Genomic DNA, 21,071 nt, shown 5'->3' on the forward strand with positions numbered 1-21,071 from the left:
ATATGATGGCAATTGTATCCAATGATTCTGCTTCTCTGCAGTTGACTGACGCAGGTCCTCATTCCAAACTTGGTGAACTGATCTGTAAATGTGTAAACCAGGTCCTTTTAAAGGCCCTGGATCAGCAATCAGGTATATCAACTGTTTCCCAGAGGGATATGCTCGTAAGGCTTGATAGGTTTGGGATTGATGAAAAATACTTCTGGAAAGTTTCGACATCCCTTGAAGGGGAAAACAAAAAAGGTCCATTTTATGACAATCTCAGGAACATTTCACGTAATCCTGTTATGGTTGCATTGATTTCTTCTATTCTCCATCTTGTCGATGAATTGAGGTGGGGTTTGATCCCTGAAAACAGTGCAAAGAAAGTAGCTTTTTCCCAGATGGGTCAACTGGACAATATTTTGAATTTGGGTGTAGATGTTCCTTATGATTATTTGCTGGATCCGAAAGAATCAATAATTGAGAACTGGGTAAGAGTTACTTCCTGGATTGTAAAAAGAAATGTTTAATTCCTTTACTATAATATTAATATAAAAACGGGATTTACCATGAATCTGAGAAATTATATAGCCACTTATTGTACCGATTCTAAGAAAAAGCCAACAGGTGTCATAGTTCATAGCGCAGAAATAGGAGAACAACTTCCTGAATTGCCGGATCGCTTTTTCTACATGGCCGAGTGGTCTGATGTGCCTTCCAGGCGTATATGGAAAAGTGAACCTTATCAGTCAGTATTGATTCATGAAAATGGGCAACTCATCATACACGAACACCTCAGAAAAGCCAACTTCCGGATTCATCTGCTGGAGCTGGAAGAGAAATACGAGACCTCCTCACGAGCGGGACATTTCGTACTTTCAATCCCTGAAGCTTTCGAGTTTGCCTATAATGCACATCGGGATACAGCAAGACGATGTTCCAGGACACCCTATATCTCTCATCCAATGGACGTTGCATCCATCCTCTTAAAGAACAGTGCCCCTGATATAGTTGTAATTGCAGGTCTGCTGCATTCGATCAAAAAAGAGTCTAAAATAGATATGGTTGAAGTGGAGAATAAGTTTGGTGAGACGGTTGTAAATTTTGTAAGAGCAGTATCTGAATTGGACCAAACAGATGATCCCTCCCTGTTATCTGTTGATGAAAATATGTGGAAGGAGCGCAATGAAGCCTGCCTGAAGGCACTTGATGGTGTTGGAAGGGATGTCAAACTCCTATTCTGTGCCGGCAAACTTGCCAGCATCAGGGATATGAGGGATGAGGAAAAATTTCATGGAAATATAACATGGAATCATTTTGTAGTAGGAAAAGAATCTTATAAATGGTATTATAACCGATTGCTACGGTCCTTTGAATCCCCTCCTCATAGTATTATCGATAGCCCAATGTATAAACAATTGAAAGAATGTGTCAACCAGTTTTTCAGTGATGCTTGATTTTTTGTTTTGTGGTACTAATATGGGTGTATCTATAATCGAGCTTGTATGTCGCTCGGAAAAACGGAAAAACTTGCTTGTCTATCTAAAAGATGGCCCCCGTAACCTGGCCGCTATCAATAAGGCTCTTGATGTCACATCAACCGGTGTGCTCCCTCAGATAAAGCTTCTTAAAGATAATGATATTGTTATACAGAAAGATGATGAATATGAACTGTCTATTTTTGGTAATATTGTAGTGCAGAAGATGTTGCCGATTTTTAAACTGACCAGGACACTTGAAAAGAATCCGGAATACTGGTTTTCCAGGGATATTTCCACCCTTCCAATGCAATTTATGGAAAGACTGGGTGACCTGGAGGATTCAGAGGTCATTGAACCGGATATCAATTCTCTCTTTGATCCGCCTCAGGAATTGATAGACTATTTGTTTGTAAGCCGGCATGTTACAGCCATCACTTCTTATTTCCATCCTTATTATGTCAATCATTTTATGGGACTTGCTAAAAAAGGCGTGGAGATAAACCTGATTTTCTCCAATGATGTCTATGAACGCATTGCTGAAGATTATGGTGAAGAGGCAGAGTTTTTTTTTGGAAGAGGTAATACCAATATATATATCCACGAGGAGGATTTGCCGGTAGTTAGTATGGTCTGTGCGGAGGGGTTTTTCCTGTTGTCCCTCCTTAACCAGAAAGGAATATATGATCACAATAAACTTATCAGTATCAGTGAAGAAGCTGTAAAGTGGGGACATGACCTGTTCGAATACTGTTGCTTTGATTCACAAAAGAAGGAATGATTACTATTGTCCTGCGTTGATTATTAATACATGAAACGAAATAGTATTTATATGATAATGGTGGAGTTAAAGCTTGAAGAGTGTTAATTTGATGCCCAAAACCCTCGACATTGCAGAATTCAGAAATATGATAGAAAAAACTAAAAAGTTGCACGAAGACCTTTCTTCTCTATCCCATAAGATGGATGATGAGGTAAAATGCGATAGGGATTATGGGTTGTCCCGGCGCTCTTCTGAATTATATTATAAATCTGATTTACTTTCTGCCGATAAACGCAAGGGTAAGTAATCCTTGCTCATGTGCGGCTTTATGGCCAAATATATCTAAGTGACAAGTATTTACTATTTATGGAACGGGTCAATATGGCAGATAAAAAGAAAGGAAACAATCCGTCTGGCAGTGATGATTCTTTCAGTGATATTACTGATATGATCGAACAGATGATACAGAGATTCGGAGTAGGTATAGAAGAATTCTCTGATGAGCCTTTCATTTATGGTTTTTCTATTACACAACGTGCTAATGAGGATCCTGAAATCAGGGAATTTGGCAATATCCCATCTGATTATAATGATTTTGAAGAAGAAATTGATCCTTTAGATGGTCCCGTATCCATAGATGAGAAAAAGCCTCTGATAGACGTTCTTGAAATAGACGGGCAAGTGTATGTTACCGCAGAAATTTCGGGTATGTCCAGAGATGATATTTCTGTCTGTGCAACAGACCAGTACCTGGAGATCAATGCTTCCAATAAATATTATACATATTCCGAAACTCTCGAAATGCCTCTAAAAGTAGATCCTAATAGTGCAAAAGCAACTTTCCATAATGGTGTTCTTGAGGTAATTTTTTCTGTTAGGGAAGAAGCCGGGAGAGTGGATATTAAAATTAATTAACCCTTCTAATTAATTTATTTTGGTGGTGCACCAGGTGGATTGTTTTGGGAAGAAAGTACTTGTAGTGGATGACGAAGCGCATTTACGTGACCTTCTTCAAAATTTGTTGGAATTGAATGATATTTCTACATCGTGTGCTTCCAGCGGGGAAGAATGTCTTTTGATGCTTGAATCATCTCTGCCGGACCTTGTCCTTCTTGATGTTATGATGCCGGGTATGGATGGGTGGGAAGTTTTCCACCGCATTAAAGAAAAGTATGAACATTTACCAGTTGTTCTTCTGACTGCCAGGAATCATGATTTTGACAAAATGATGGGATTGGATATTCTCAAAGCTGAGGATTATATTACCAAACCCTTTGACAACGATGAACTCATAGAATGTGTTTGTAACCTTCTGGATTAATCTTTTTCAACAAGTGGCTGGCAGATAATCGCAGAATTGTCAGTAATATAGAGATGAATTGTCTTATCGCCATTTAATCCGGTTTCTATACGGTTACGGAAATTCCAGTAATTGTCAGGGTCGATTTTTCCTCTTATCAATGCATTTTTGGCATTTAATTCTTTGAGTTTCCTATTGATATCTTCAACAGATACCTTTGTCTCTGCCAGCACAACATACTGATTTTTAAGCAAGGGGGACTTCAATTTTTCATCAGATGTCATTAATGCCCTTTTCGAATCAATTCGGAACAAATATGTCCTATTATCTCCCTTTCTCATTTTTTCTGCAAGTTCGGGCAACAGCTCTGCTTTCACAACAGATGGTTCTGGTTCATATGCAAATTTTTTAATTATTTCCGATTCAGGGATTTCTCCTGTCCCGCTGCCACACAATGATTCTTCGGAAGGAAGTGTGATGGCGGATCGATTGCATTTTTTGAGATGGTTGAAGTATAGTGTAAGGCGATTGATTTTGCCATTAAGGGACAGGTATTCCATTTCACAATCAAAGGGAATTCTTTCTGGAGTCAGCTGGGGGGGTACTTCAAAGGCGAATCCTTTTGCCCGGGATGAATAAGCATTAATCATATCTTCTATGGATGGTGTAATGCTTGAAAGTAGGCGCCTCTTCTCTTTAGGGGGCCTTGCAGGATCAGAAAACACGACATCGAGTTCAGGAAGTTTATGTATTATTTCGGGGCCAAGGGCGTCACCACAGATAAATTCGACATTGTCCACTCCATATAACTGGCAGTTCTTTTTGGCATGTTCTATCTTTACAGGGTCGATTTCTATGGCATAGACTTTTTTGCACTCCTTTGCAAAGAAAATGGTCTGTCCGCCGATACCACAACTTATATCCGCCAGAACGTCACATTTAAGTCTTCTGGCCCGGTACTTTGCTACAATTTCGGGAGTAGCAAAGCGTAATCCATCATGATCAGAACTTATCGGTTTGGTGAATTTGTCTTTGTTTTTCATTGCATTCCAATGGTTTATTGGTGCTTTTAAAGGTGTTGTTTCCTGTATCACTGTTTTTGGTCCAAAGCATTTATATACCTAATATGACATCATACAGCCCAAGCTGAGAATATAGTATGTAGATGATACATACTTCGCAGGTAGGCAAAAAGTGTGGAAATGTAGGATTTAACATAGACCATCAGTGGGCCAATTCAATGAAAGCCCCCATGCATGCGCGTTGTGTATGTGTGGATGGTAGATGTGTAAATCTTTTTGTGATGATGTTGCAGTATTGCTGCTCCTATCCGCATAACGTAGAATATCCATGTTGAGCTCAAACCTTGATAGGTAGCCAACACACTTTTTTGTTAATTCAACCTGCGTAAGCGATTGAACATAAAAAAACTCAAGGAGAATACAAGTGCCAACAATACATAGACCAAGGCGAGGTTCTCTAGCGTTCAGTCCACGCAAAAGAGCAAAGAGCCACATCCCGAGGTTCAGGTCATGGCCTGAGGCTGAAGGTGAGCCAAAATTGCAGGGATTTGCAGGTTACAAGGTCGGAATGACCCATGTAATTATGATTGACGACGCCAAAAACAGTTTGACTGAAGGCGCTGAAATTGCCGTACCCGTTACTGTTATCGAAACACCGCAGATCGGTATTGCAGCAATACGTGCCTATAAGGATACTCCTTATGGAGAAAAAACAATTTCAGAGGCATGGTCAGCAAATCTGGATGGCGACATTGGACGCAGGATAAAAACTCCCAAAAATTACGATACAGAAAAATCACTTGAAAATATGGCTTCCTTTGTGGAAGAAGGGAAAGTTTCCGAGATTCGTGTGATCACATATACAATCCCCTCTTCAGTAAGGGGAATTCCCAAGAAGAAAGCGGATATTATGGAAACTGCAATTAGCGGTTCCGATGTAAAAGCCAAGTTTGAGTATGCAAAGTACATACTTGGCAGCAAGGTTGGAATCTCTGATATCTTCTCGGAAGGTAATATCATCGATGTAGCCGCTATCACAAGGGGCTACGGTACTGAGGGACCTGTGAAAAGATGGGGTATCCAGCTGGCAAAGAACAAACACTCTCGTCAGAGCAGTCTGCGTCAGGTAGGTACTCTTGGGCCATGGAATCCACCACATGTAAGCTGGAGAGTTCCACAAATGGGCCAGGCCGGTTACCATCAGCGTACCGAGTATAACAAGCGTATCCTGAAAGTATCTTCTGATGTGGATGAAGTAAATCCTGCAGGAGGCTTTGTGAACTACGGCCTTGTTGGCGGAGATTATATCCTTGTAAAGGGTACTGTCCCAGGTCCTTCCAAGAGGCTTATCAGACTCAGGGAACCAACCAGGCCAAAGACATCTGCTGTGGGAGAGCCCCAGCTTATGCATATAAACACACAGTCCCGGCAGGGGTGAGATAGATGGTCACAGCAAATATTCTTGATATTTCAGGTAATTCCAAAGGTGAAATAACCTTACCCGACGTTTTCGAAGAGATTTACAGGCCGGACCTTATCAAAAGGACCGTGCTTTCTTCCCAGTCTAAAAGGTATCAGCCCTATGGTCCCAAGATGTATGCCGGAATGGAAACTTCTGCAGTCTCCTGGGGATCCGGGAGAGGGGTTGCTCAGATTCCAAGGCTTGTCAACGGAAGTCGGGTTGCAAGAGTTCCCCAGGCAGTAGGCGGAAGGCGTACCCATCCACCAAAACCTGAAGCTGACAGGACAGAGAAGGTTAACAAAAAAGAGAAACGTCTTGCAGTTCGCTCTGCAATAGCAGCTACAATTAATGCAGAACTCGTGAAAGGACGAGGTCATGTATGTGACGCTACCCTGCCTCTTGTAGCAGAAGATGCCCTGCAGGATGTTGAGAAAACAGCAGAAGTTATTAAATTCCTCGAAGCAGCAGGTGCTTATGATGATGTCCTGCGTGCCAAAGACAGCCGTTCCATCAGGGCCGGTAAGGGTAAGATGAGAGGAAGGAAATACAAACATAAGAAAAGTGTTCTGATCGTTGCCGGTTCAGAAAGTCCAATATTCCGCTCGGCACGTAATCTGCCAGGTGTGGATGTTACAACAGTAGATTCACTTTATACTGAATTACTTGCACCCGGTGCAAAGGCAGGACGACTGACGGTATGGACAGAATCCGCAATATCCAGTCTGGAGGACATGTTCATATGAACGCTATTAAGTACCCGTTCATCACCGAAAAAGCTATGACGCATATGGAGGATAACAAACTTCAGTTTGTTGTCGATACCCGTGCCAACAAGAGCCAGATCAAGGAAGATGTGACAAAGATCTACGGTTTTCCCGTAAAGTCCGTTTGCACAACGACAACAATGAAGGGAGAAAAAAAGGCTCTTGTCACATTTGATGAAGTAGATGCAGCACATGAGATTGCTACACGTATTGGTTTGATGTGAGGTGTTGATTTATGGCAAGACGAATTATATCACAGAACAGGGGTCGTGGAACACCTACATACAGGGCACCTTCACATCGCTATAAAGCTGCTCTTAAACATCCTTCAGTTGAAGAAGGCAGCACAATTTTTGCCGATGTGGTGGAAATTGTCCATGATCCAGCAAGATCCGCGCCTATCGCAAGGGTTTCCTTTGAAAGTGGCGAAGAGCGTTTAATTCTCGTTCCGGAAAGTATCGGTGTAGGAGATCGCATTGAATGCGGTATCTCTGCAGAGATCAAACAGGGTAACATCCTCCCGCTGGCTGAGATCCCGGAAGGCGTACCTCTCTGCAACATAGAATCCAAACCAAACGATGGTGGAGCTTTTGCTCGTTCATCCGGTGCCTATGCTACCCTTGTGGGTCATGAAAGGAATAGGACAGTTGTCCAGCTTCCTTCAGGTGAAATGAAATGGCTGAATCCAAAATGCAGGGCCTCTATTGGGGTTGTTGCTGGTGGCGGACGTGCCGAGAAACCATTCCTGAAGGCCGGTAAGAAGTATCATAAGTTGAGATCCAGGGCAGCCAAGTATCCGAGAGTTTCCGGTATTGCAATGAATGTTATTGACCACCCATTCGGTGGAGGTAACAGGCAACATCCCGGCAAACCAACTACCGTAGGCAGGAACGCCCCGCCTGGCAGGAAGGTAGGACAGATTGCAGCCCGGAGGACCGGAAAGCGTTAAATGAGGTGTATATATGGCTAAAAAATCTTCATCAAGGTTACCAAAGAGGAAAGGAGAATATACCTATCGGGGCAAATCTGTGGATGAGCTCAAGGAATTGAGTATTGAGCAATTCGCTGAACTTCTTCCCGCAAGGGAAAGGAGGACCATTCACCGTGGGCTTCCCGATGGGCATAAAAAAGTCCTGGAGAAATACAGGGCTGGAAAGGATAGTGTGCGAACCCACCACAGGTCAATGATAATTTTCCCTGAAATGGTAGGTAAGCAAATTGCAGTTTACAACGGTAAAGAATTCGTAAGTGTAGATGTACAGCCTGAGATGGTAGGTCACAGGTTTGGAGAATTCGCACAGACAAGAGGCAGAGTTTCCCACGGAAGCGCTGGTGTTGGTGCAACCCGTTCCAGTAAATTCGTACCACTTAAGTAAGGTGATTGTTAATGGCAAGAATTGATTATTCAACGGAACTTGAGCCAGCAACAAGTGCCAGAGCTATGGGTTCAGAGCTACATATCTCTCCCAAGAAATCACGCGAACTCTGTCGCGAGCTTAAAGGAATGCGTACTACATCTGCAAAGAATTATCTTGGAGAGGTAATTGATTTCAAAAGGGCTGTACCATTCAGGAGGCACAATGACAGTCTGGGGCACAAGAAAGGTCCAATGGCGGCAGGTCGTTATCCTGTAAAAGTGGCTGCAGAAGTTCTCAAACTTTTAGAGAATGCTGAGAGCAATGCGGAATACAAGGGTCTTGATCCTTCTCAAATGTACATAAACCATGTTTCTACAAAGAAAGGTAGGGTTATCCATGGAATGCGCCCCAGGGCTCGTGGAAGGGCTACCCCCAAGAATACGGAAACCGTAAATATCGAAATTATTCTGAGCGAGGTGCGCTAAAATGGCAGTAGAGAAGAAATTTGTTGAGGACGGCTATGTGAAAGCCTCGCTTGACGAATATTTCGCAAACCAGCTGAGTCGGGCCGGTTATGGTGGCATGGAGATCAATCGAACCCCTATGGGAACACAGATTGTTGTTTATTCTGAAAAACCCGGTATGGTTATAGGCAAGGCCGGAAAGGTCATCCGCAAGCTTACAAGGGATGTCGGGCGCCTTTATAATCTTGATAACCCCCAGATTGACGCACAGGAAGTAAAGAGGCCAGAACTGAATGCCCAGATGATGGCAACAAGGCTTGCTTCTTCCATTGAACGTGGCTGGTATTTCAGGAAAGCAGGTCACAATGCAATGCGTGCCATTATGAATTCCGGTGCCCTTGGTTGTGAAATAATCCTCTCCGGAAAGGTTACTGGTGCAAGGTCAAGGGTCGAGAAAATGGTAAATGGCTATATCAAACATGCAGGAAAACCTGTTGATGATATTGTGGACGAAGGGTTCGCAGTAGCCGTTAAAAAACTCGGTACAATTGGCTGTAAAGTGAGAATTATCCATCCGGGTGCTGTGTTGCCAGATTCCTACCACCTGAAAGAGGTTGTGGAAGAGGCAGTTGCAGAAGTTCCTCCTGAAGAAGCTGAAAGTGCTGGCGTTGAAGAACTTGTGGAAGCAGAAGCAACCGGTGAAGTTGCAGAAGCTGAGGATGTCGAATCCACAGAAGAAGCAACAGAAGCAAAAGCTGCTGAAGAAGTACCTGAGGCAGAACCGGAAATTAAAGCAGAATCCGAAGAAGTTGAATCAACCGAAGGCTCCGAAGAAAATGTCCCGGAACCGGAAGATGAACAACTTCCAGGTGAGCAGCGCCGGCTTGTTGAAGGTGTATGGCAGCACAAGCATGAAGAACATGATTACTGGCATCCCATGGCACGTGTTCACAGGGGGGATAACTGATGGCAATCCTTCGTGTAAAGGAAATCAGGGATATGTCTCCCAATGAAAAAGTGGATGAACTTGAAAAACTCATGAATGAGCTTATCAAGGAACGTGCCCTTTCCTCTGCAGGTGGCGCGCCTGAAAATCCCGGTCGTATAAAGGAACTTAAGAGGACGATTGCGAGAATAAAAACCATCCAGAGAGAAATGAAGGAGATATAAATTGGATATATCACCCCAAAACCTGATCTATCACGAATTGATAGGATTGATGGTTGAGGTGGTTGATTCTACCAATCAATATCTTGCAGGTATTAATGGAAAAGTAGTTGATGAGACACGGAACATGTTGGTAATCGAGGTCGAGGATATGTACGAAAAACAAGTACCAAAAAAAGGTTCCACATTTGTGTTTCATCTTCCAGTTGGTTCTGGATGTTCCCCGGCCACATCAGTAGAGGTCGGGGGCACCCTCTTGCTCTCACAACCCGAAAACAGGACCAAGAATATCAGGAAATTACGCATGAGGTAATAATCATGGCACGAAACATTGGATTGAATGTTCCTGAACCTTCCGAAGAATGTGACGACGTAAATTGTCCTTTCCATGGCACTCTTCCCGTAAGGGGACAGGTGTTGTCTGGAAAGGTAGTTAGTGACAGTATGGACAGGACAGTTGTAATCCAGCGAAAATATGATAAATTCATCAATAAGTACCAGAGGTACGAGAAACGTCAGTCAAAGATACATGCTCATAATCCTCCTTGCATTGATGCAAAGGAAGGGGACATTGTAACAATAGCAGAATGCCGTCCCCTGAGCAAGACCAAATCTTACGTAGTTGTTAAGGCGGAGGCACAGGTATGAAAGGAATGCGTTCCAGTGTCTCTAAATGCCTTAATGCCGGTGCACGTATCGACTGTGTCGACAATACCGGTGCAAGGACTGTGGAAATTATTTCTGTCAAGAAATACCGTGGTGTGAAAAACCGTCAGCCAAAAGCAGGTCTAGGTGATATGTGTGTTGTCTCTGTCAAGAAAGGAACTCCTGAAATGAGAAGACAGATTCTCCACGCAGTAGTTGTCAGGCAGAAAAAAGAATTCCGCAGGCCGGATGGAACCCGGGTTAGCTTTGAGGATAACGCAGTGGTAATTACAGATCCCACCGGTTTCCCCAAAGGAACAGACATTAAGGGCCCTATTGCCAGGGAAGTCGCAGAACGTTTCCCCAAGATAGGGACTACAGCATCAATGATTGTGTGAGGTAATCAATATGGTGTCAAAACAGCCAAGAAAACAGAGAAAGGCACGTGGCACTGCCCCTCTTCACGTCAAACAAAAATACATGAAGGCTCCTCTTTCCCAGGACCTGCGTTCCAAGTATGGACGCAACACAACTGTAGCGGTAGGCGATACTGTACAGGTAATGCGTGGTGACCATGCAGGAACAAAAGGATTGGTAGAAGGTGCTTCTTTAAAAAGTGGAATGATTGTGATTGAGGGCATCTACGTCACCAAGGCAGATGGGACTGAAGTGCCCAGGCCGCTTTATCCGTCAAATGTAATGATTACATCACTGGATTTGAAAGATAAGCAGAGAGAATCAAGATTACTAAAGAGCAGGTGATAGTGTGGGCAAACATCAAAAGAGAATATCTGTCCCGAAGAGCTGGCAGATATCCAAGAAATCTAGGAAATGGATAACCTCTACCAGGCCAGGCCCTCACAGCAAAGACCAGAGCGTACCTCTTGCCGTAGTGCTGCGTGATATGCTTGGCATAGTGGATAACAGGGCAGAGGCAAAAAGAGTCCTTTCCGAAGGGAAAGTTCTGGTTGACGGTGTAGTACGGAAAGATGTTCGTTTTCCCGTAGGGATAATGGATATTATTACCATACCTTCCGATAACACTTCATACAGGGTTTTGCTTGACAGAATGGGAAGGCTTTCCCTCCAGAAAATGGAAGGTGTTGAGGATAAGAAACTTTGCAGGATCGACGGAAAGACCTGCATAAAAGGTGGCAAGTTACAGCTTAATCTGGACGACGGGTCCAATGTGCTCGGATCAAACGATTACAACAGGAAGGATTCTGTAGTGATGTCCATTCCTGATAAAGAGATCCTCAAGCACATCGAATACAAAGAAGGTAATCTTGCCCTTATTGTAGGCGGTAGCCACACCGGAGAGGTCGGGAAGATCGCCGAGATAAACACCGTTCTCAGTTCCAAGAAGAATACGGTTTCCATTTCAGGAGAAACCGATTTTGAAACAATTGAGGATTATGTTTTTGTAATTGGCGAAAACGAACCTGAAATTACAATGGGTGGTGAGCTGATTGACTAATCCCATGAAAGATCCCAGAGTTGACAAAGTAGTTGTCCATATGGGTGTAGGAGAGAGTGGTCAGCATCTTGTGGATGCAGAAGGAATATTGTCAACTATTACCGGACAGGGAGTTGTCAGATGTTATTCCAGAAGAACCATGCCTTCCTTTGGTATCAAAAAGCATGAACCAATAGGATGTAAAGTAACCCTCAGGGGAAAGAATGCAGAAGATTTTCTTTCAACGTCGATTAACATTATTGAAAAAAAACTTTCTGCTTCCCAGTTTGATAATGATGGAAACGTGGCTTTCGGAATCGAGGAGCACACTGATTTCCCTGGAATGAGATACGATCCGAATATCGGTATCTTTGGAATGGACATAAATGTCATAGTAAACCGTCCGGGTTACAGGGTCAAGAAAAGGCGTGCTTCTAAACACAAAATCTCCAGTTCACATAAAATAACAAAGGATGATTCAATTTCATTCTTCAAGGAGAAATATGCGGTGGAGGTCGTATAATGGTACAAACCAAGAAAAGTTTTGGACGTGGTGCCAGCGAGTGCAGAAGATGTGGTCGTAAGCAGGGATTGATCCGTAAATACGGCATCTACCTTTGCAGGCATTGTTTCAGGGAAGTAGCCCATGAAATGGGTTTTGAAAAATATACATGAGGTGATTGATTATGGTATTATTAGATCCTCTTGCAGATGCTCTGTCGGTAATTAAGAATGCAGAATCCGTAGGTAAACAGGAATGTACCGTCAAACCTGCATCAAAACTGATTGGCAACGTCCTGAAAGTAATGAAAGAGTCCGGATATATCGGTGAATTTGAGTTTGAAGATGACGGCAAAGCTGGTCTCTATAAGGTTGAACTTGCCGGAAGGATAAACAAATGTGGTGCTATTAAACCCAGACATTCAGTAGGTGCTGACAACCTCGAAAAATGGGAAAAGCAATTCCTTCCTGCAAGAAACTTCGGTACATTAATTCTCACGACTCCAGCTGGGGTAATCTCCCAGTACCAGGCACGTGAGCAGAATGTCGGAGGCCAGCTCCTTTCGTTTGTCTACTGATGAGAAGGGGAAGTTGATATGGTTAATGAAACGAAAAAGGCAATCCCAATCCCTGAAGGTGTGACAGTTTCTTATGAAAATAAGGTATTCACAGCTTCAGGAGAAAAAGGAACCAATACAAAGCGTCTCTGGTATCCCGGGATCACTATTACCGTTGATGAATCTGAAGTAACTGTGGATTGTCAGTCCGTAAGGAAAAGGCAAAAAGCAATGGTTGGAACTTTTGCATCTCACATCAGCAATCTTATGGATGGTGTTGTCAATGGTTTTGAGTATAAGATGAAAGTCGTTTACTCTCACTTTCCAATGCAGCTTAAAGTGGAAGGAGATAAATTGCTTATCAATAATTTCCTTGGTGAGAAAAGAGCAAGGGTTTCCAGGATAATTGGTGAAACCAATGTCAAAACCAGCTCTGATGAAGTGACAATTACTGGTATCAACAGGGAAGATGTAGGACAAACTGCTTCCAATATGGAACAGATTACCCGCATCAAAGCTTTTGATCCCCGTGTATTCCAGGACGGATTATATCTTATTGAGAAGAATTGAGATAGGTGGTCTTAATGGAAGAGAATACTGATTTAAAATGTGGGCTTTTCGAAGATGCCGAATATAAAAGGCTTTTCAAGGTACGCAGAATCCAGAAAAGTAAAAAACCCACTTTCAAAAGAGCGGGTTCCCACAAATTCAAGCGTCTTGATTCCAACTGGAGACGTCCCAGAGGTTTACAGGGCAAACTGCGTAGACATTATGTTGCCAAGGGTGCTATTGCACAGGCAGGTTATGGAAGTCCCAGAACAGTAAAGGGATTACATCCATCCGGCTTTGTAGAGGTGCTCGTGCACAATCCGGCTGATGTGGATGATATCGATGCCTCCATACAGGCAATCCGTATATCTGGTAAAGTCGGCGGCAGGAAAAGAGCTCTTATTGAATCCAAAGCGGATGAAATGGGTATAAAGATATTCAATCGCAAAGGAGGTCAGTGAGATGACAGATCTCACCAACCAGCGCAGGATTGCATCTAAAGTCTTAGGATGCGGACTGAACCGTGTCTGGCTTGACCCCGAAGCATCGGAGGATATCGCTGCTGCGATCACAAGGGAAGATATTCGTGAACTTGTTGAAAGTGGTAATATTAAGTCTGTACCGGTAAAAGGTGTAAGTCGTGGCAGGGCTCGTGCAAGGGATGCCAAGAGGAAATATGGCCATAGAAAGGGTCATGGGTCCAGGAAAGGTAAGAAAGGTGCAAGAAACCCTAGTAAAGAGCAATGGATGAAAAAGATCCGTGCACTTCGTCGCAGGCTCAAAGAACTTCGTGATGATGGTACACTCGACAGATCCACCTATTGTAAGGTTTACAGGAAAGCCAAAGGTGGGGAATACAGAAGTGTTGCTCATCTTGAAGCTCACCTCGATATCGGAAAAGATGAATGAGTATTGATTAAAATGAATTTACATATTATATGTTGGAGGATAAATCATGGCAACAGGCCCCCGTTATAAAGTTCCTTTCAGAAGACGAAGGGAAGGGCGTACTGATTATCACCAACGTCTGAGACTGCTCCTTTCAAAAGAAAATCGTCTTGTTGTTAGGAAAAGTATTAGGAATGTCAGGATACAGCTGGTAATTCCAAATAATGAAGGAGACGAAACTCTTGTCTCCGCAATTTCAGGCGAATTGGGCAAATACGGTTATGAGGGATCTACCAGCAACACCACCGCGGCTTATCTTACAGGCTTGCTTTTTGGAAATAAAGCGCTTGCTGAAGGCTATGAAACAGGTGTTCTGGATATTGGATTACAATCTCCCTCTGCCGGTTGTAAAGTCTATGCAGCTCTTAAAGGTGTAGTGGATTCCGGAATGGATATCCCGCACAATCCTGCTGTATTCCCATCAGATGAACGCATAAGTGGAGAACATGTGGCAGAATATCTTGAAGGATCAAATCTGCCAGAGGTTTTCGAGGCGACAAAAGAAAAGATCCTTTCGGATTTCAATTAAGGTGGTTATATGGCATATCAATATGAAGAAGATTGGGTTCCCCTCACAAGACTTGGCAGTCTGGTAGCTGAAGGACAGATAACTTCCATGGATGAAGCTATTGAGTCAGGTTTGCCAATCAGGGAATCTAATATTGTGGATATACTGTTACCCGGTCTTGAAGATGAAGTACTTGATATTAATATGGTCCAGAGGATGACTGACTCTGGAAGACGTGTCAAGTTCAGGGCAACAGTTATTGTAGGAAATGGTGACGGGTATGTGGGTCTTGGTCAGGCCAAAGACGGACAGGTTGGACCTGCTATCCGCAAGGCAATTCGCAATGCCAAGATGAACATTACTCGTGTAAAACGTGGCTGTGGTTCCTGGGAATGTGGTTGTGGACTTCCACATACTGTTCCTTCCGAGGTGCGTGGCAAAGCAGGCAGTGTTAATGTAGAACTCAAACCAGCTCCCAGGGGTCTTGGTCTTGCTGCAGGGGACACTGCAAGGAAAGTGCTTGAAAAGGCTGGTATCAAGGATGTCTGGACAAGGACCGAAGGTCAGACCAGAACTACCCTCAATTTTGCCAAAGCAACTTACAATGCTCTCAAGCATACCGGTACAATTAGGGAACCTCTCAAAACGGAATGTAAGGAGGCCTGAAAATGTATGCGGTTATAAGAATGCGTGGAAATGTTAATGTCAGGAAAACAATTGCTGATACATTAACTATGCTTCGTCTGAATCGTATAAATCACTGTGTGATACTCGATGAGACACCCAATAACAGTGGTATGATCCAAAAAGTGAAGGACTACGTGGCTTATGGTAAGATTGACGCGGAGACCCTTGCCCAGATTCTTGCCAATCGTGGTAAAATTGAAGGTGGGATTTCCCTTACCGATGAATACATTGCTGAAAATACAGATTTTGATTCGATTGCTTCTTTTGCAGAAGCCGTTTTTGAAGGCAAAGCCAGTTTTTCCGCAGTTCCAGGTCTGAAACCCGTATTCAGGTTGCATCCTCCAAGGAAAGGTCATTCAGGTATCAAGAGACCTACTCAGAAGGGTGGGGTACTTGGTAACCATGATGGAAACATCAATGTTCTTCTCAACAAGATGAGGTGAAATCATGGGTAAAACTCAAACAAAGAAGTATAGGGGTTCCAGAACCTGCGGGGGCGGTACTACCAAAAACAGGCGTGGTGCTGGAAACCGCGGTGGGCGTGGCAGATGTGGGGAAGTCAATCACCACTTTGTCCTTGCACTCCAGGGTGGTTACACTCACGGTAAGTATGGATTCAAACGTCCTTTAAAATCAATTCATGAAGTCTCCATTGTTAATGTGGGTGAACTTGATGAACTTGCAGACCAGCTTGTAGTGGATGGTCTTGCAAATGTTGAGGATGATATCTATAAAATCAATCTTGCAGACCTGGAAATTGAAAAAGTTCTGGGCTCAGGAAAGGTTAACAAAAAAATGGAAATTACAGCATCCAGTTTTTCCGGATCTGCCCGATCAAAGATCGAGGAAGCCGGCGGATCATGTGTTGCTATAGAAGAGTAATGTCTAAATGACATTACTCTTATTAACCTGTCCGATATATTTACATTTATATATTACAATATTGGAACCCAGCAAAAGGTGTAATTGATGAGCTTTAAGGAAAGTTTAGAACCGTTTTTTAACAGATTACCTGCTGTGGCAAGTCCACAAGGGCATATTCACTTCAAGAATAAACTGCTGTGGACTCTGGGGATCCTCATGCTGTACTTTGCTCTTGCAAATGTACCTCTGTTTGGGCTTTCCTCGGAATCCATTGACCTATTCGAACAATACAGGGCTTTCTTTGCTGGAGCTTCTGGTTCTTTGATGCTTCTTGGTATTGGGCCTATTGTTACTGCATCCATTGTTCTTCAGCTTCTCACCGGTGCAGATATTATAAAACTTGATATGTCAGATCCCCGGGATCAAGCCTTTTTCCAGGGTGCACAAAAATTCCTTGTATTTGTTATGATTGTCCTTGAGGCGTTGCCTCAGATTCTTGGAGGTTATATTCAACCCGATGCTGGTATTGCCGCATCTCTGGGAGTGGGTCTGGGAGTAATTACATTCCTGATATTCCTCCAGATATGTGTGGGTGGAGTATTGATCCTCTTTATGGACGAAATCGTTTCCAAGTGGGGTATTGGATCCGGTGTAGGTCTTTTCATTGTTGCGGGTGTTTCGCAGCAGATTGTAACCGGTTTAATTAACTGGGTGCCTGATTCATCCGGTTTACCTGCCGGTATCATTCCCAAATGGATTTATATAATTCAGAATGTAGGGGCAGATTACCTTTTCTCGGGTGACGGCTTAATGTTCATCCTGATACAGGGTGGAATATTGGCACTTATCACTACAGTTGCAATCTTCTTTTTGGTTGTATATGCAGAAAGTACCCGTATTGAGATCCCTCTTGCGCATAGTTCTGTGAAAGGGGCAAGAGGTCGTTTCCCTGTGAAACTTATCTATGCTTCAGTTCTGCCGATGATTCTTGTCAGGGCACTACAGGCAAACATACAGTTAATTGGTCTTATGCTTGCAGGTCGTGGTATTACGTTCCTCGGAGAATACTCCGGTTCAACCCCTATAAATGGGTTAATGTATTACCTGGCACCTCTAAATAGCCCTTATGACTGGATTCCTTCTTTAGTACAGGAAACCTTTACCGGTTATGGTGTGGCTGCCCCTGAACTCTGGCAGATTGGCCTCCATGTATTTGTAGACGCATTTATGTTGATTGCTGGTGGTATCATCTTTGCACTGTTCTGGATAGAGACTACAGGAATGGGTGCCAAACCCACGGCCAAAAAAGTGTTCAATTCAGGAATGCAGATTCCCGGTTTCAGAAGAAATATTGGCAGTATCGAAAAAGTGATGGAGCGTTACATACCAAAGGTTACGGTAATTGGTGGTGCATTTATAGGTGCTCTTACATTGGTTGCCAGTATGCTTGGTACCATTGGAGGAGCAGGCGGTACTGGTCTTTTGCTGACAGTAAGTATCATATATAGATTGTATGAGGATATAGCTTCTGAACAAATGATGGAAATGCATCCAATGATGCGGTCTTTCTTCGGACAGGAATAATATCAGGAAGTAAAAATATGAATGTGGTGTTATTTGGGCCACCGGGTGCCGGAAAAGGTACTCAGGCCAAAGAACTTTCCAATTACTATGATATTCCCCATATATCCACGGGGGATATCCTCAGGGCCAATGTAAAGGAAGGTACCAAACTTGGCAAAGAAGCAGAACAATATATGAACCGCGGAGAACTTGTGCCTGATGAAGTTCTGATTGGTATTATTAAGAATCGTCTGGCTGAACCTGATTGCAAGAAAGGTTACCTGTTAGATGGTTATCCACGTACTATACCACAGGCTGATGCCCTGGATGGTATTCTTGAAAAAATAGGAATGCCACTGGATGTTGTGTTGAATATTGATGTTCCGGATGAAGAACTTGTAGGACGTCTTTCAGGTCGTTACATGTGTAAATGTGGCGAAAGTTATCACATCAGGTTTAATCCTCCACAAAATGAAGGCGTATGTGATTCCTGTGGTGGCCAATTGTACCAGCGTGATGATGATAAGGAAGAAGTCATTCGCCAGCGTCTTGAATCCTATAAAAATAAGACACAGCCATTGATAGATTATTATGCTAATAAGAATTTAGTAGTGCATATCAATGGCGAAAAGGACATAAAGGATGTATTTGATGATATTCGTGATGTCCTTGATAAATATGTGAATTGAATTTAATGAAAAATGTCGGTGATGGTTGCCTTGGAAAATGCAAAATTAAAACAGCTGCTTGAAAGATTTGTCATAGCTGTAGGTATATCCCTTATGCTTGCAATCGTTCTGATTGGACAGGAAGGCAGAGAAATAGTTGGATCGGTTGTGGGAATTATAATGGATCCAATCATTATGCTGGTTGGTGAAAGTAATTTTCATGTTATGCTTTTTATCATGGCTGCCATTACTGCTCTTTATGCTTCTCTTATTCAGAAATATACTATTGACTGGGAACTTATGCGTAGTACTCAGGAACGTATGAAGGCTTTCCAGAAGGAGTATCGCGAAGCACAGTTGGCCCAGAACAATTACATGATCAATAAACTGGATGAGCAGCGTAAAGAAATGATGTCTGACCAGATGGAAATGTCCAAGCAACAGTTCAAGCCCATGGCCTATATTAGTATCATTTCCCTTCCCCTTTTCATGTGGGCATATTACTATATAAGTGAACATGGTGGTGCTGTACTGACCTTCCCCTTTATGGGAGAGACACTATTAACAACTCCTATAATCGGGCCTATCCAGTACTGGATATTCTGGTATTTTATCACTTCTCTGGCTATCAGTCAGGTTGTACGAAAGGCTCTGGATATCGGTGGCGCGTGAATGCTTGTTACGATAAGCGGTCTTCCGGGCAGTGGAACCACCACTGTATCCCGGATGCTTGCCTCATATTACGCCATCGAAATGATTTCAGCAGGTGACGTTTTCCGCAACCTTGCAAAAGAGCATTCTATGAGTCTGGGTGAATTTGGAAAACTTGCCGAATCCGATCCTGCAATAGACAGGATGATTGATGAGAGGCAGCAAGATATTGCTTTAAGCCGGGATAACATTATTCTGGAGGGCAGGCTGGCCGGTCATGTGGCAGGTGATGAAGCATTGTGTATATGGCTCAAAGCATCCCGAAAGGTTCGTGTTGAACGTATCGTCGGGCGTGAAGGTTCTTCTTTTGAAGCAAAACTTAACGAAACAATAGAAAGGGAATCTTGCGAAGCTTTGAGATATCGCGAAATTTATGATATAGATATAAATGACCTATCAATCTATGATATGGTGATCGAGTCAAACCGCTGGAACCAATACCAGATATGTGATATATTAAAGACTGCAATTGATAATCTGGGTGGGTTTTTTAACGAATAATATTAATGTTGATTACGATTTAACCCGACAAAGGGAATATATTCTCAAGGCAAATGCTCATACAAATCCGTCATATGGTTTTCCTCCTATTAAACGTCCTCTCTCTTTTTACATCAGAATGGGAGTGGTAAACCTTGACAAACCCGCCGGGCCTACAAGTCATGAGGTTACTGCGTGGGTCAGGGATATGCTTGAACTCCCCAGAGCAGGGCATTCAGGTTCACTGGATCCACGGGTGACAGGTGTATTGCCGATTATGCTGGGTAAGGCAACAAAAGCGGTCTCAGCACTTCGCCTTTCAGCCAAGGAATACATCTGTCTTATGCGCCTCCATGTAAATGTTCCTGAAGAACGTGTGCGGAAGGTCTGCGATGAATTTACCGGTCCTATATACCAGACCCCTCCTGTAGTTTCGGCTGTCAAGCGTGCTATCAGGACACGCAATATCTATTCCCTGGATGTGCTGGAAGTTGAAGACAATCTTGTCCTTTTCAGGGTTAGATGTGAGGCAGGAACCTATATACGCAAACTCTGTCATGATATCGGGCTTGTGATTGGTTGTGGGGCCCATATGCAACAGCTCAGAAGGATTGGCACAGGACCATTTAATGAGTCATCACTTGTCACTTTGCATGACCTGAAAGACGCTTTTGTATTCTGGCAGGAAAATGGTGATGAAGAGCACTTGCGTCGTATTATCAGACCAATGGAGGAAGCCCTTGTACACCTGCCGCACATCACAATCCGTGATTCCGCCGTGAGTGCGATTTGTCATGGGGCAGCACTTACAGTACCGGGTATTGTCGGTCTCGATTCTGATGTCCAAAAAGAGGGTGATGTTGCCGTTTTTAGTTTGAAAGGTGAAGTTGTTGCTCTTGCAAAAGCATCAATGGACTCCTCTGAAATCCTGGATTTCTCCAGCGGAATTGCTGCTATCACCGAAAGAGTAATAATGGATGCCGATGTTTATCCGAGTCGCTGGAATGCAAAACGTATGCAGCGTACATGAAATCATATTTGCTGAGGTAGTCTAGCGGTACGGCGCAAGCCTGGAAAGCTTGTGGGGCTTGACCCCTCGGGAGTTCGAATCTCCCCCTCAGCGTCTTTCTATTTTTAACTAAGTTTAAGGGTTAATAGGGATTACCTGCAGAAA

Annotated in this window: 34 protein-coding genes, 1 tRNA gene and 1 pseudogene; 35 read left to right on the forward strand and 1 reads right to left on the reverse strand. The window is 43.3% G+C overall.

Annotated elements, in window-relative coordinates:
- The 6 genes and pseudogenes from A9957_RS06635 to A9957_RS06660 all read left to right on the forward strand — a co-directional run.
- Positions 1–512: pseudogene (locus A9957_RS06635) on the forward strand (hypothetical protein); the annotation flags it as partial.
- Between the two features lie 39 nt (positions 513–551).
- Positions 552–1,439, forward strand: coding sequence for an HD domain-containing protein (locus A9957_RS06640; RefSeq protein WP_292343602.1), 888 nt, complete (start codon positions 552–554; stop codon positions 1,437–1,439).
- 22 nt (positions 1,440–1,461) lie between these two features.
- The gene (locus A9957_RS06645) at positions 1,462–2,241 is read left to right on the forward strand and encodes a winged helix-turn-helix domain-containing protein (protein WP_292343604.1); all 780 of its coding nucleotides are present in this window, start codon (positions 1,462–1,464) and stop codon (positions 2,239–2,241) included.
- Positions 2,242–2,314: 73 nt separating this feature from the next.
- On the forward strand, positions 2,315–2,530 hold the full coding sequence (locus A9957_RS06650; protein ID WP_292343605.1) for a hypothetical protein: 216 nt from the start codon (positions 2,315–2,317) through the stop codon (positions 2,528–2,530).
- Positions 2,531–2,589: 59 nt separating this feature from the next.
- The gene (locus tag A9957_RS06655) at positions 2,590–3,138 is read left to right on the forward strand and encodes an Hsp20/alpha crystallin family protein (protein WP_258082523.1); all 549 of its coding nucleotides are present in this window, start codon (positions 2,590–2,592) and stop codon (positions 3,136–3,138) included.
- 34 nt (positions 3,139–3,172) lie between these two features.
- Positions 3,173–3,544, forward strand: a complete 372-nt coding sequence (locus A9957_RS06660; protein ID WP_105459974.1) for a response regulator transcription factor — start codon at positions 3,173–3,175, stop codon at positions 3,542–3,544.
- Here the strand turns inward: A9957_RS06660 and A9957_RS06665 are convergent.
- Positions 3,541–4,566, reverse strand: a complete 1,026-nt coding sequence (locus tag A9957_RS06665) for a methyltransferase domain-containing protein (protein WP_292343607.1) — start codon at positions 4,564–4,566, stop codon at positions 3,541–3,543. The two genes, A9957_RS06660 and A9957_RS06665, sit on opposite strands and share 4 nt — an antisense overlap.
- A 403-nt stretch (positions 4,567–4,969) precedes the next feature.
- Here A9957_RS06665 and rpl3p point away from each other — a divergent pair, with 403 nt between their 5' ends.
- The 29 genes from rpl3p to A9957_RS06810 all read left to right on the forward strand — a co-directional run bounded on the left by rpl3p (position 4,970) and on the right by A9957_RS06810 (position 21,020).
- Complete coding sequence (gene rpl3p, locus A9957_RS06670) at positions 4,970–5,983, forward strand: 50S ribosomal protein L3 (protein WP_292343609.1); 1,014 nt, start codon at positions 4,970–4,972, stop codon at positions 5,981–5,983.
- A 5-nt stretch (positions 5,984–5,988) separates the two neighbouring features.
- A complete protein-coding gene (gene rpl4p, locus A9957_RS06675; protein ID WP_096711762.1) occupies positions 5,989–6,750 on the forward strand; it encodes a 50S ribosomal protein L4 in 762 nt (253 codons plus the stop codon).
- Entirely contained in the window at positions 6,747–6,995 is a 249-nt protein-coding gene (locus A9957_RS06680; protein ID WP_096711761.1) for a 50S ribosomal protein L23, read from the forward strand. Before rpl4p ends, A9957_RS06680 begins: the two co-directional genes overlap by 4 nt.
- Positions 6,996–7,006: 11 nt before the next feature.
- Positions 7,007–7,720, forward strand: coding sequence for a 50S ribosomal protein L2 (locus A9957_RS06685; RefSeq protein ID WP_096711760.1), 714 nt, complete (start codon positions 7,007–7,009; stop codon positions 7,718–7,720).
- 13 nt (positions 7,721–7,733) lie between these two features.
- Complete coding sequence (locus A9957_RS06690; RefSeq protein ID WP_096711759.1) at positions 7,734–8,147, forward strand: 30S ribosomal protein S19; 414 nt, start codon at positions 7,734–7,736, stop codon at positions 8,145–8,147.
- A gap of 11 nt (positions 8,148–8,158) precedes the next feature.
- Positions 8,159–8,614, forward strand: a complete 456-nt coding sequence (locus A9957_RS06695) for a 50S ribosomal protein L22 (protein WP_072359999.1) — start codon at positions 8,159–8,161, stop codon at positions 8,612–8,614.
- Position 8,615: 1 nt separating this feature from the next.
- Positions 8,616–9,560: a 30S ribosomal protein S3 gene (locus A9957_RS06700; protein ID WP_292343611.1), complete on the forward strand. Its 945-nt coding sequence runs from the start codon at positions 8,616–8,618 to the stop codon at positions 9,558–9,560.
- Entirely contained in the window at positions 9,560–9,763 is a 204-nt protein-coding gene (rpmC, locus tag A9957_RS06705) for a 50S ribosomal protein L29 (protein ID WP_105459977.1), read from the forward strand. Before A9957_RS06700 ends, rpmC begins: the two co-directional genes overlap by 1 nt.
- A gap of 1 nt (position 9,764) precedes the next feature.
- Complete coding sequence (rnp1, locus tag A9957_RS06710) at positions 9,765–10,073, forward strand: ribonuclease P protein component 1 (protein ID WP_105459978.1); 309 nt, start codon at positions 9,765–9,767, stop codon at positions 10,071–10,073.
- Positions 10,074–10,078: 5 nt separating this feature from the next.
- Entirely contained in the window at positions 10,079–10,408 is a 330-nt protein-coding gene (locus A9957_RS06715) for a 30S ribosomal protein S17 (protein WP_105459979.1), read from the forward strand.
- Positions 10,405–10,803 (forward strand): 50S ribosomal protein L14, encoded by a 399-nt coding sequence (locus A9957_RS06720; RefSeq protein WP_105459980.1) that lies wholly within the window; start codon positions 10,405–10,407, stop codon positions 10,801–10,803. Before A9957_RS06715 ends, A9957_RS06720 begins: the two co-directional genes overlap by 4 nt.
- Before the next feature lie 10 nt (positions 10,804–10,813).
- Positions 10,814–11,167: a 50S ribosomal protein L24 gene (gene rplX / locus A9957_RS06725; protein ID WP_096711754.1), complete on the forward strand. Its 354-nt coding sequence runs from the start codon at positions 10,814–10,816 to the stop codon at positions 11,165–11,167.
- Between the two features lie 4 nt (positions 11,168–11,171).
- On the forward strand, positions 11,172–11,882 hold the full coding sequence (locus A9957_RS06730) for a 30S ribosomal protein S4e (protein WP_096711753.1): 711 nt from the start codon (positions 11,172–11,174) through the stop codon (positions 11,880–11,882).
- Between the two features lie 4 nt (positions 11,883–11,886).
- Positions 11,887–12,384 (forward strand): 50S ribosomal protein L5, encoded by a 498-nt coding sequence (locus A9957_RS06735; RefSeq protein ID WP_096711920.1) that lies wholly within the window; start codon positions 11,887–11,889, stop codon positions 12,382–12,384.
- Entirely contained in the window at positions 12,384–12,536 is a 153-nt protein-coding gene (locus A9957_RS06740; RefSeq protein WP_013037793.1) for a 30S ribosomal protein S14, read from the forward strand. The genes A9957_RS06735 and A9957_RS06740 overlap by 1 nt, the downstream gene beginning before the upstream one ends.
- Positions 12,537–12,547: 11 nt before the next feature.
- Positions 12,548–12,940, forward strand: a complete 393-nt coding sequence (locus tag A9957_RS06745; RefSeq protein ID WP_013037792.1) for a 30S ribosomal protein S8 — start codon at positions 12,548–12,550, stop codon at positions 12,938–12,940.
- Between the two features lie 18 nt (positions 12,941–12,958).
- On the forward strand, positions 12,959–13,489 hold the full coding sequence (locus A9957_RS06750) for a 50S ribosomal protein L6 (protein ID WP_096711752.1): 531 nt from the start codon (positions 12,959–12,961) through the stop codon (positions 13,487–13,489).
- Between the two features lie 14 nt (positions 13,490–13,503).
- Entirely contained in the window at positions 13,504–13,929 is a 426-nt protein-coding gene (locus A9957_RS06755) for a 50S ribosomal protein L32e (protein ID WP_096711751.1), read from the forward strand.
- Position 13,930: 1 nt separating this feature from the next.
- Positions 13,931–14,377, forward strand: coding sequence for a 50S ribosomal protein L19e (locus A9957_RS06760; RefSeq protein WP_096711750.1), 447 nt, complete (start codon positions 13,931–13,933; stop codon positions 14,375–14,377).
- Between the two features lie 46 nt (positions 14,378–14,423).
- Positions 14,424–14,945, forward strand: a complete 522-nt coding sequence (locus tag A9957_RS06765; protein ID WP_072561679.1) for a 50S ribosomal protein L18 — start codon at positions 14,424–14,426, stop codon at positions 14,943–14,945.
- Between the two features lie 9 nt (positions 14,946–14,954).
- Complete coding sequence (locus A9957_RS06770) at positions 14,955–15,590, forward strand: 30S ribosomal protein S5 (protein WP_096711749.1); 636 nt, start codon at positions 14,955–14,957, stop codon at positions 15,588–15,590.
- A gap of 2 nt (positions 15,591–15,592) precedes the next feature.
- The gene (locus tag A9957_RS06775; protein ID WP_096711748.1) at positions 15,593–16,054 is read left to right on the forward strand and encodes a 50S ribosomal protein L30; all 462 of its coding nucleotides are present in this window, start codon (positions 15,593–15,595) and stop codon (positions 16,052–16,054) included.
- Positions 16,055–16,058: 4 nt separating this feature from the next.
- Entirely contained in the window at positions 16,059–16,493 is a 435-nt protein-coding gene (locus A9957_RS06780) for an uL15m family ribosomal protein (protein WP_096711747.1), read from the forward strand.
- An 87-nt stretch (positions 16,494–16,580) separates the two neighbouring features.
- Positions 16,581–18,059 carry a preprotein translocase subunit SecY gene (gene secY / locus A9957_RS06785; protein ID WP_292343613.1) on the forward strand — a complete coding sequence of 493 codons (1,479 nt, stop codon included), beginning with the start codon at positions 16,581–16,583 and terminating at the stop codon, positions 18,057–18,059.
- A gap of 17 nt (positions 18,060–18,076) precedes the next feature.
- Positions 18,077–18,727, forward strand: coding sequence for an adenylate kinase (locus A9957_RS06790; RefSeq protein WP_105459983.1), 651 nt, complete (start codon positions 18,077–18,079; stop codon positions 18,725–18,727).
- Positions 18,728–18,739: 12 nt separating this feature from the next.
- Entirely contained in the window at positions 18,740–19,378 is a 639-nt protein-coding gene (locus A9957_RS06795; RefSeq protein WP_292343615.1) for a DUF106 domain-containing protein, read from the forward strand.
- Positions 19,379–19,918 (forward strand): (d)CMP kinase, encoded by a 540-nt coding sequence (gene cmk, locus A9957_RS06800; protein ID WP_292343617.1) that lies wholly within the window; start codon positions 19,379–19,381, stop codon positions 19,916–19,918.
- Positions 19,899–20,927 carry an RNA-guided pseudouridylation complex pseudouridine synthase subunit Cbf5 gene (locus A9957_RS06805; RefSeq protein ID WP_292343619.1) on the forward strand — a complete coding sequence of 343 codons (1,029 nt, stop codon included), beginning with the start codon at positions 19,899–19,901 and terminating at the stop codon, positions 20,925–20,927. Before cmk ends, A9957_RS06805 begins: the two co-directional genes overlap by 20 nt.
- 10 nt (positions 20,928–20,937) lie before the next feature.
- Positions 20,938–21,020: transfer RNA gene (locus A9957_RS06810), tRNA-Ser, on the forward strand.
- Positions 21,021–21,071: the final 51 nt, after the last annotated feature.

The sequence above is a fragment of the Methanohalophilus sp. DAL1 genome (assembly GCF_001683555.1).
GTDB classification, from domain to species: Archaea; Halobacteriota; Methanosarcinia; order Methanosarcinales; family Methanosarcinaceae; genus Methanohalophilus; species Methanohalophilus euhalobius.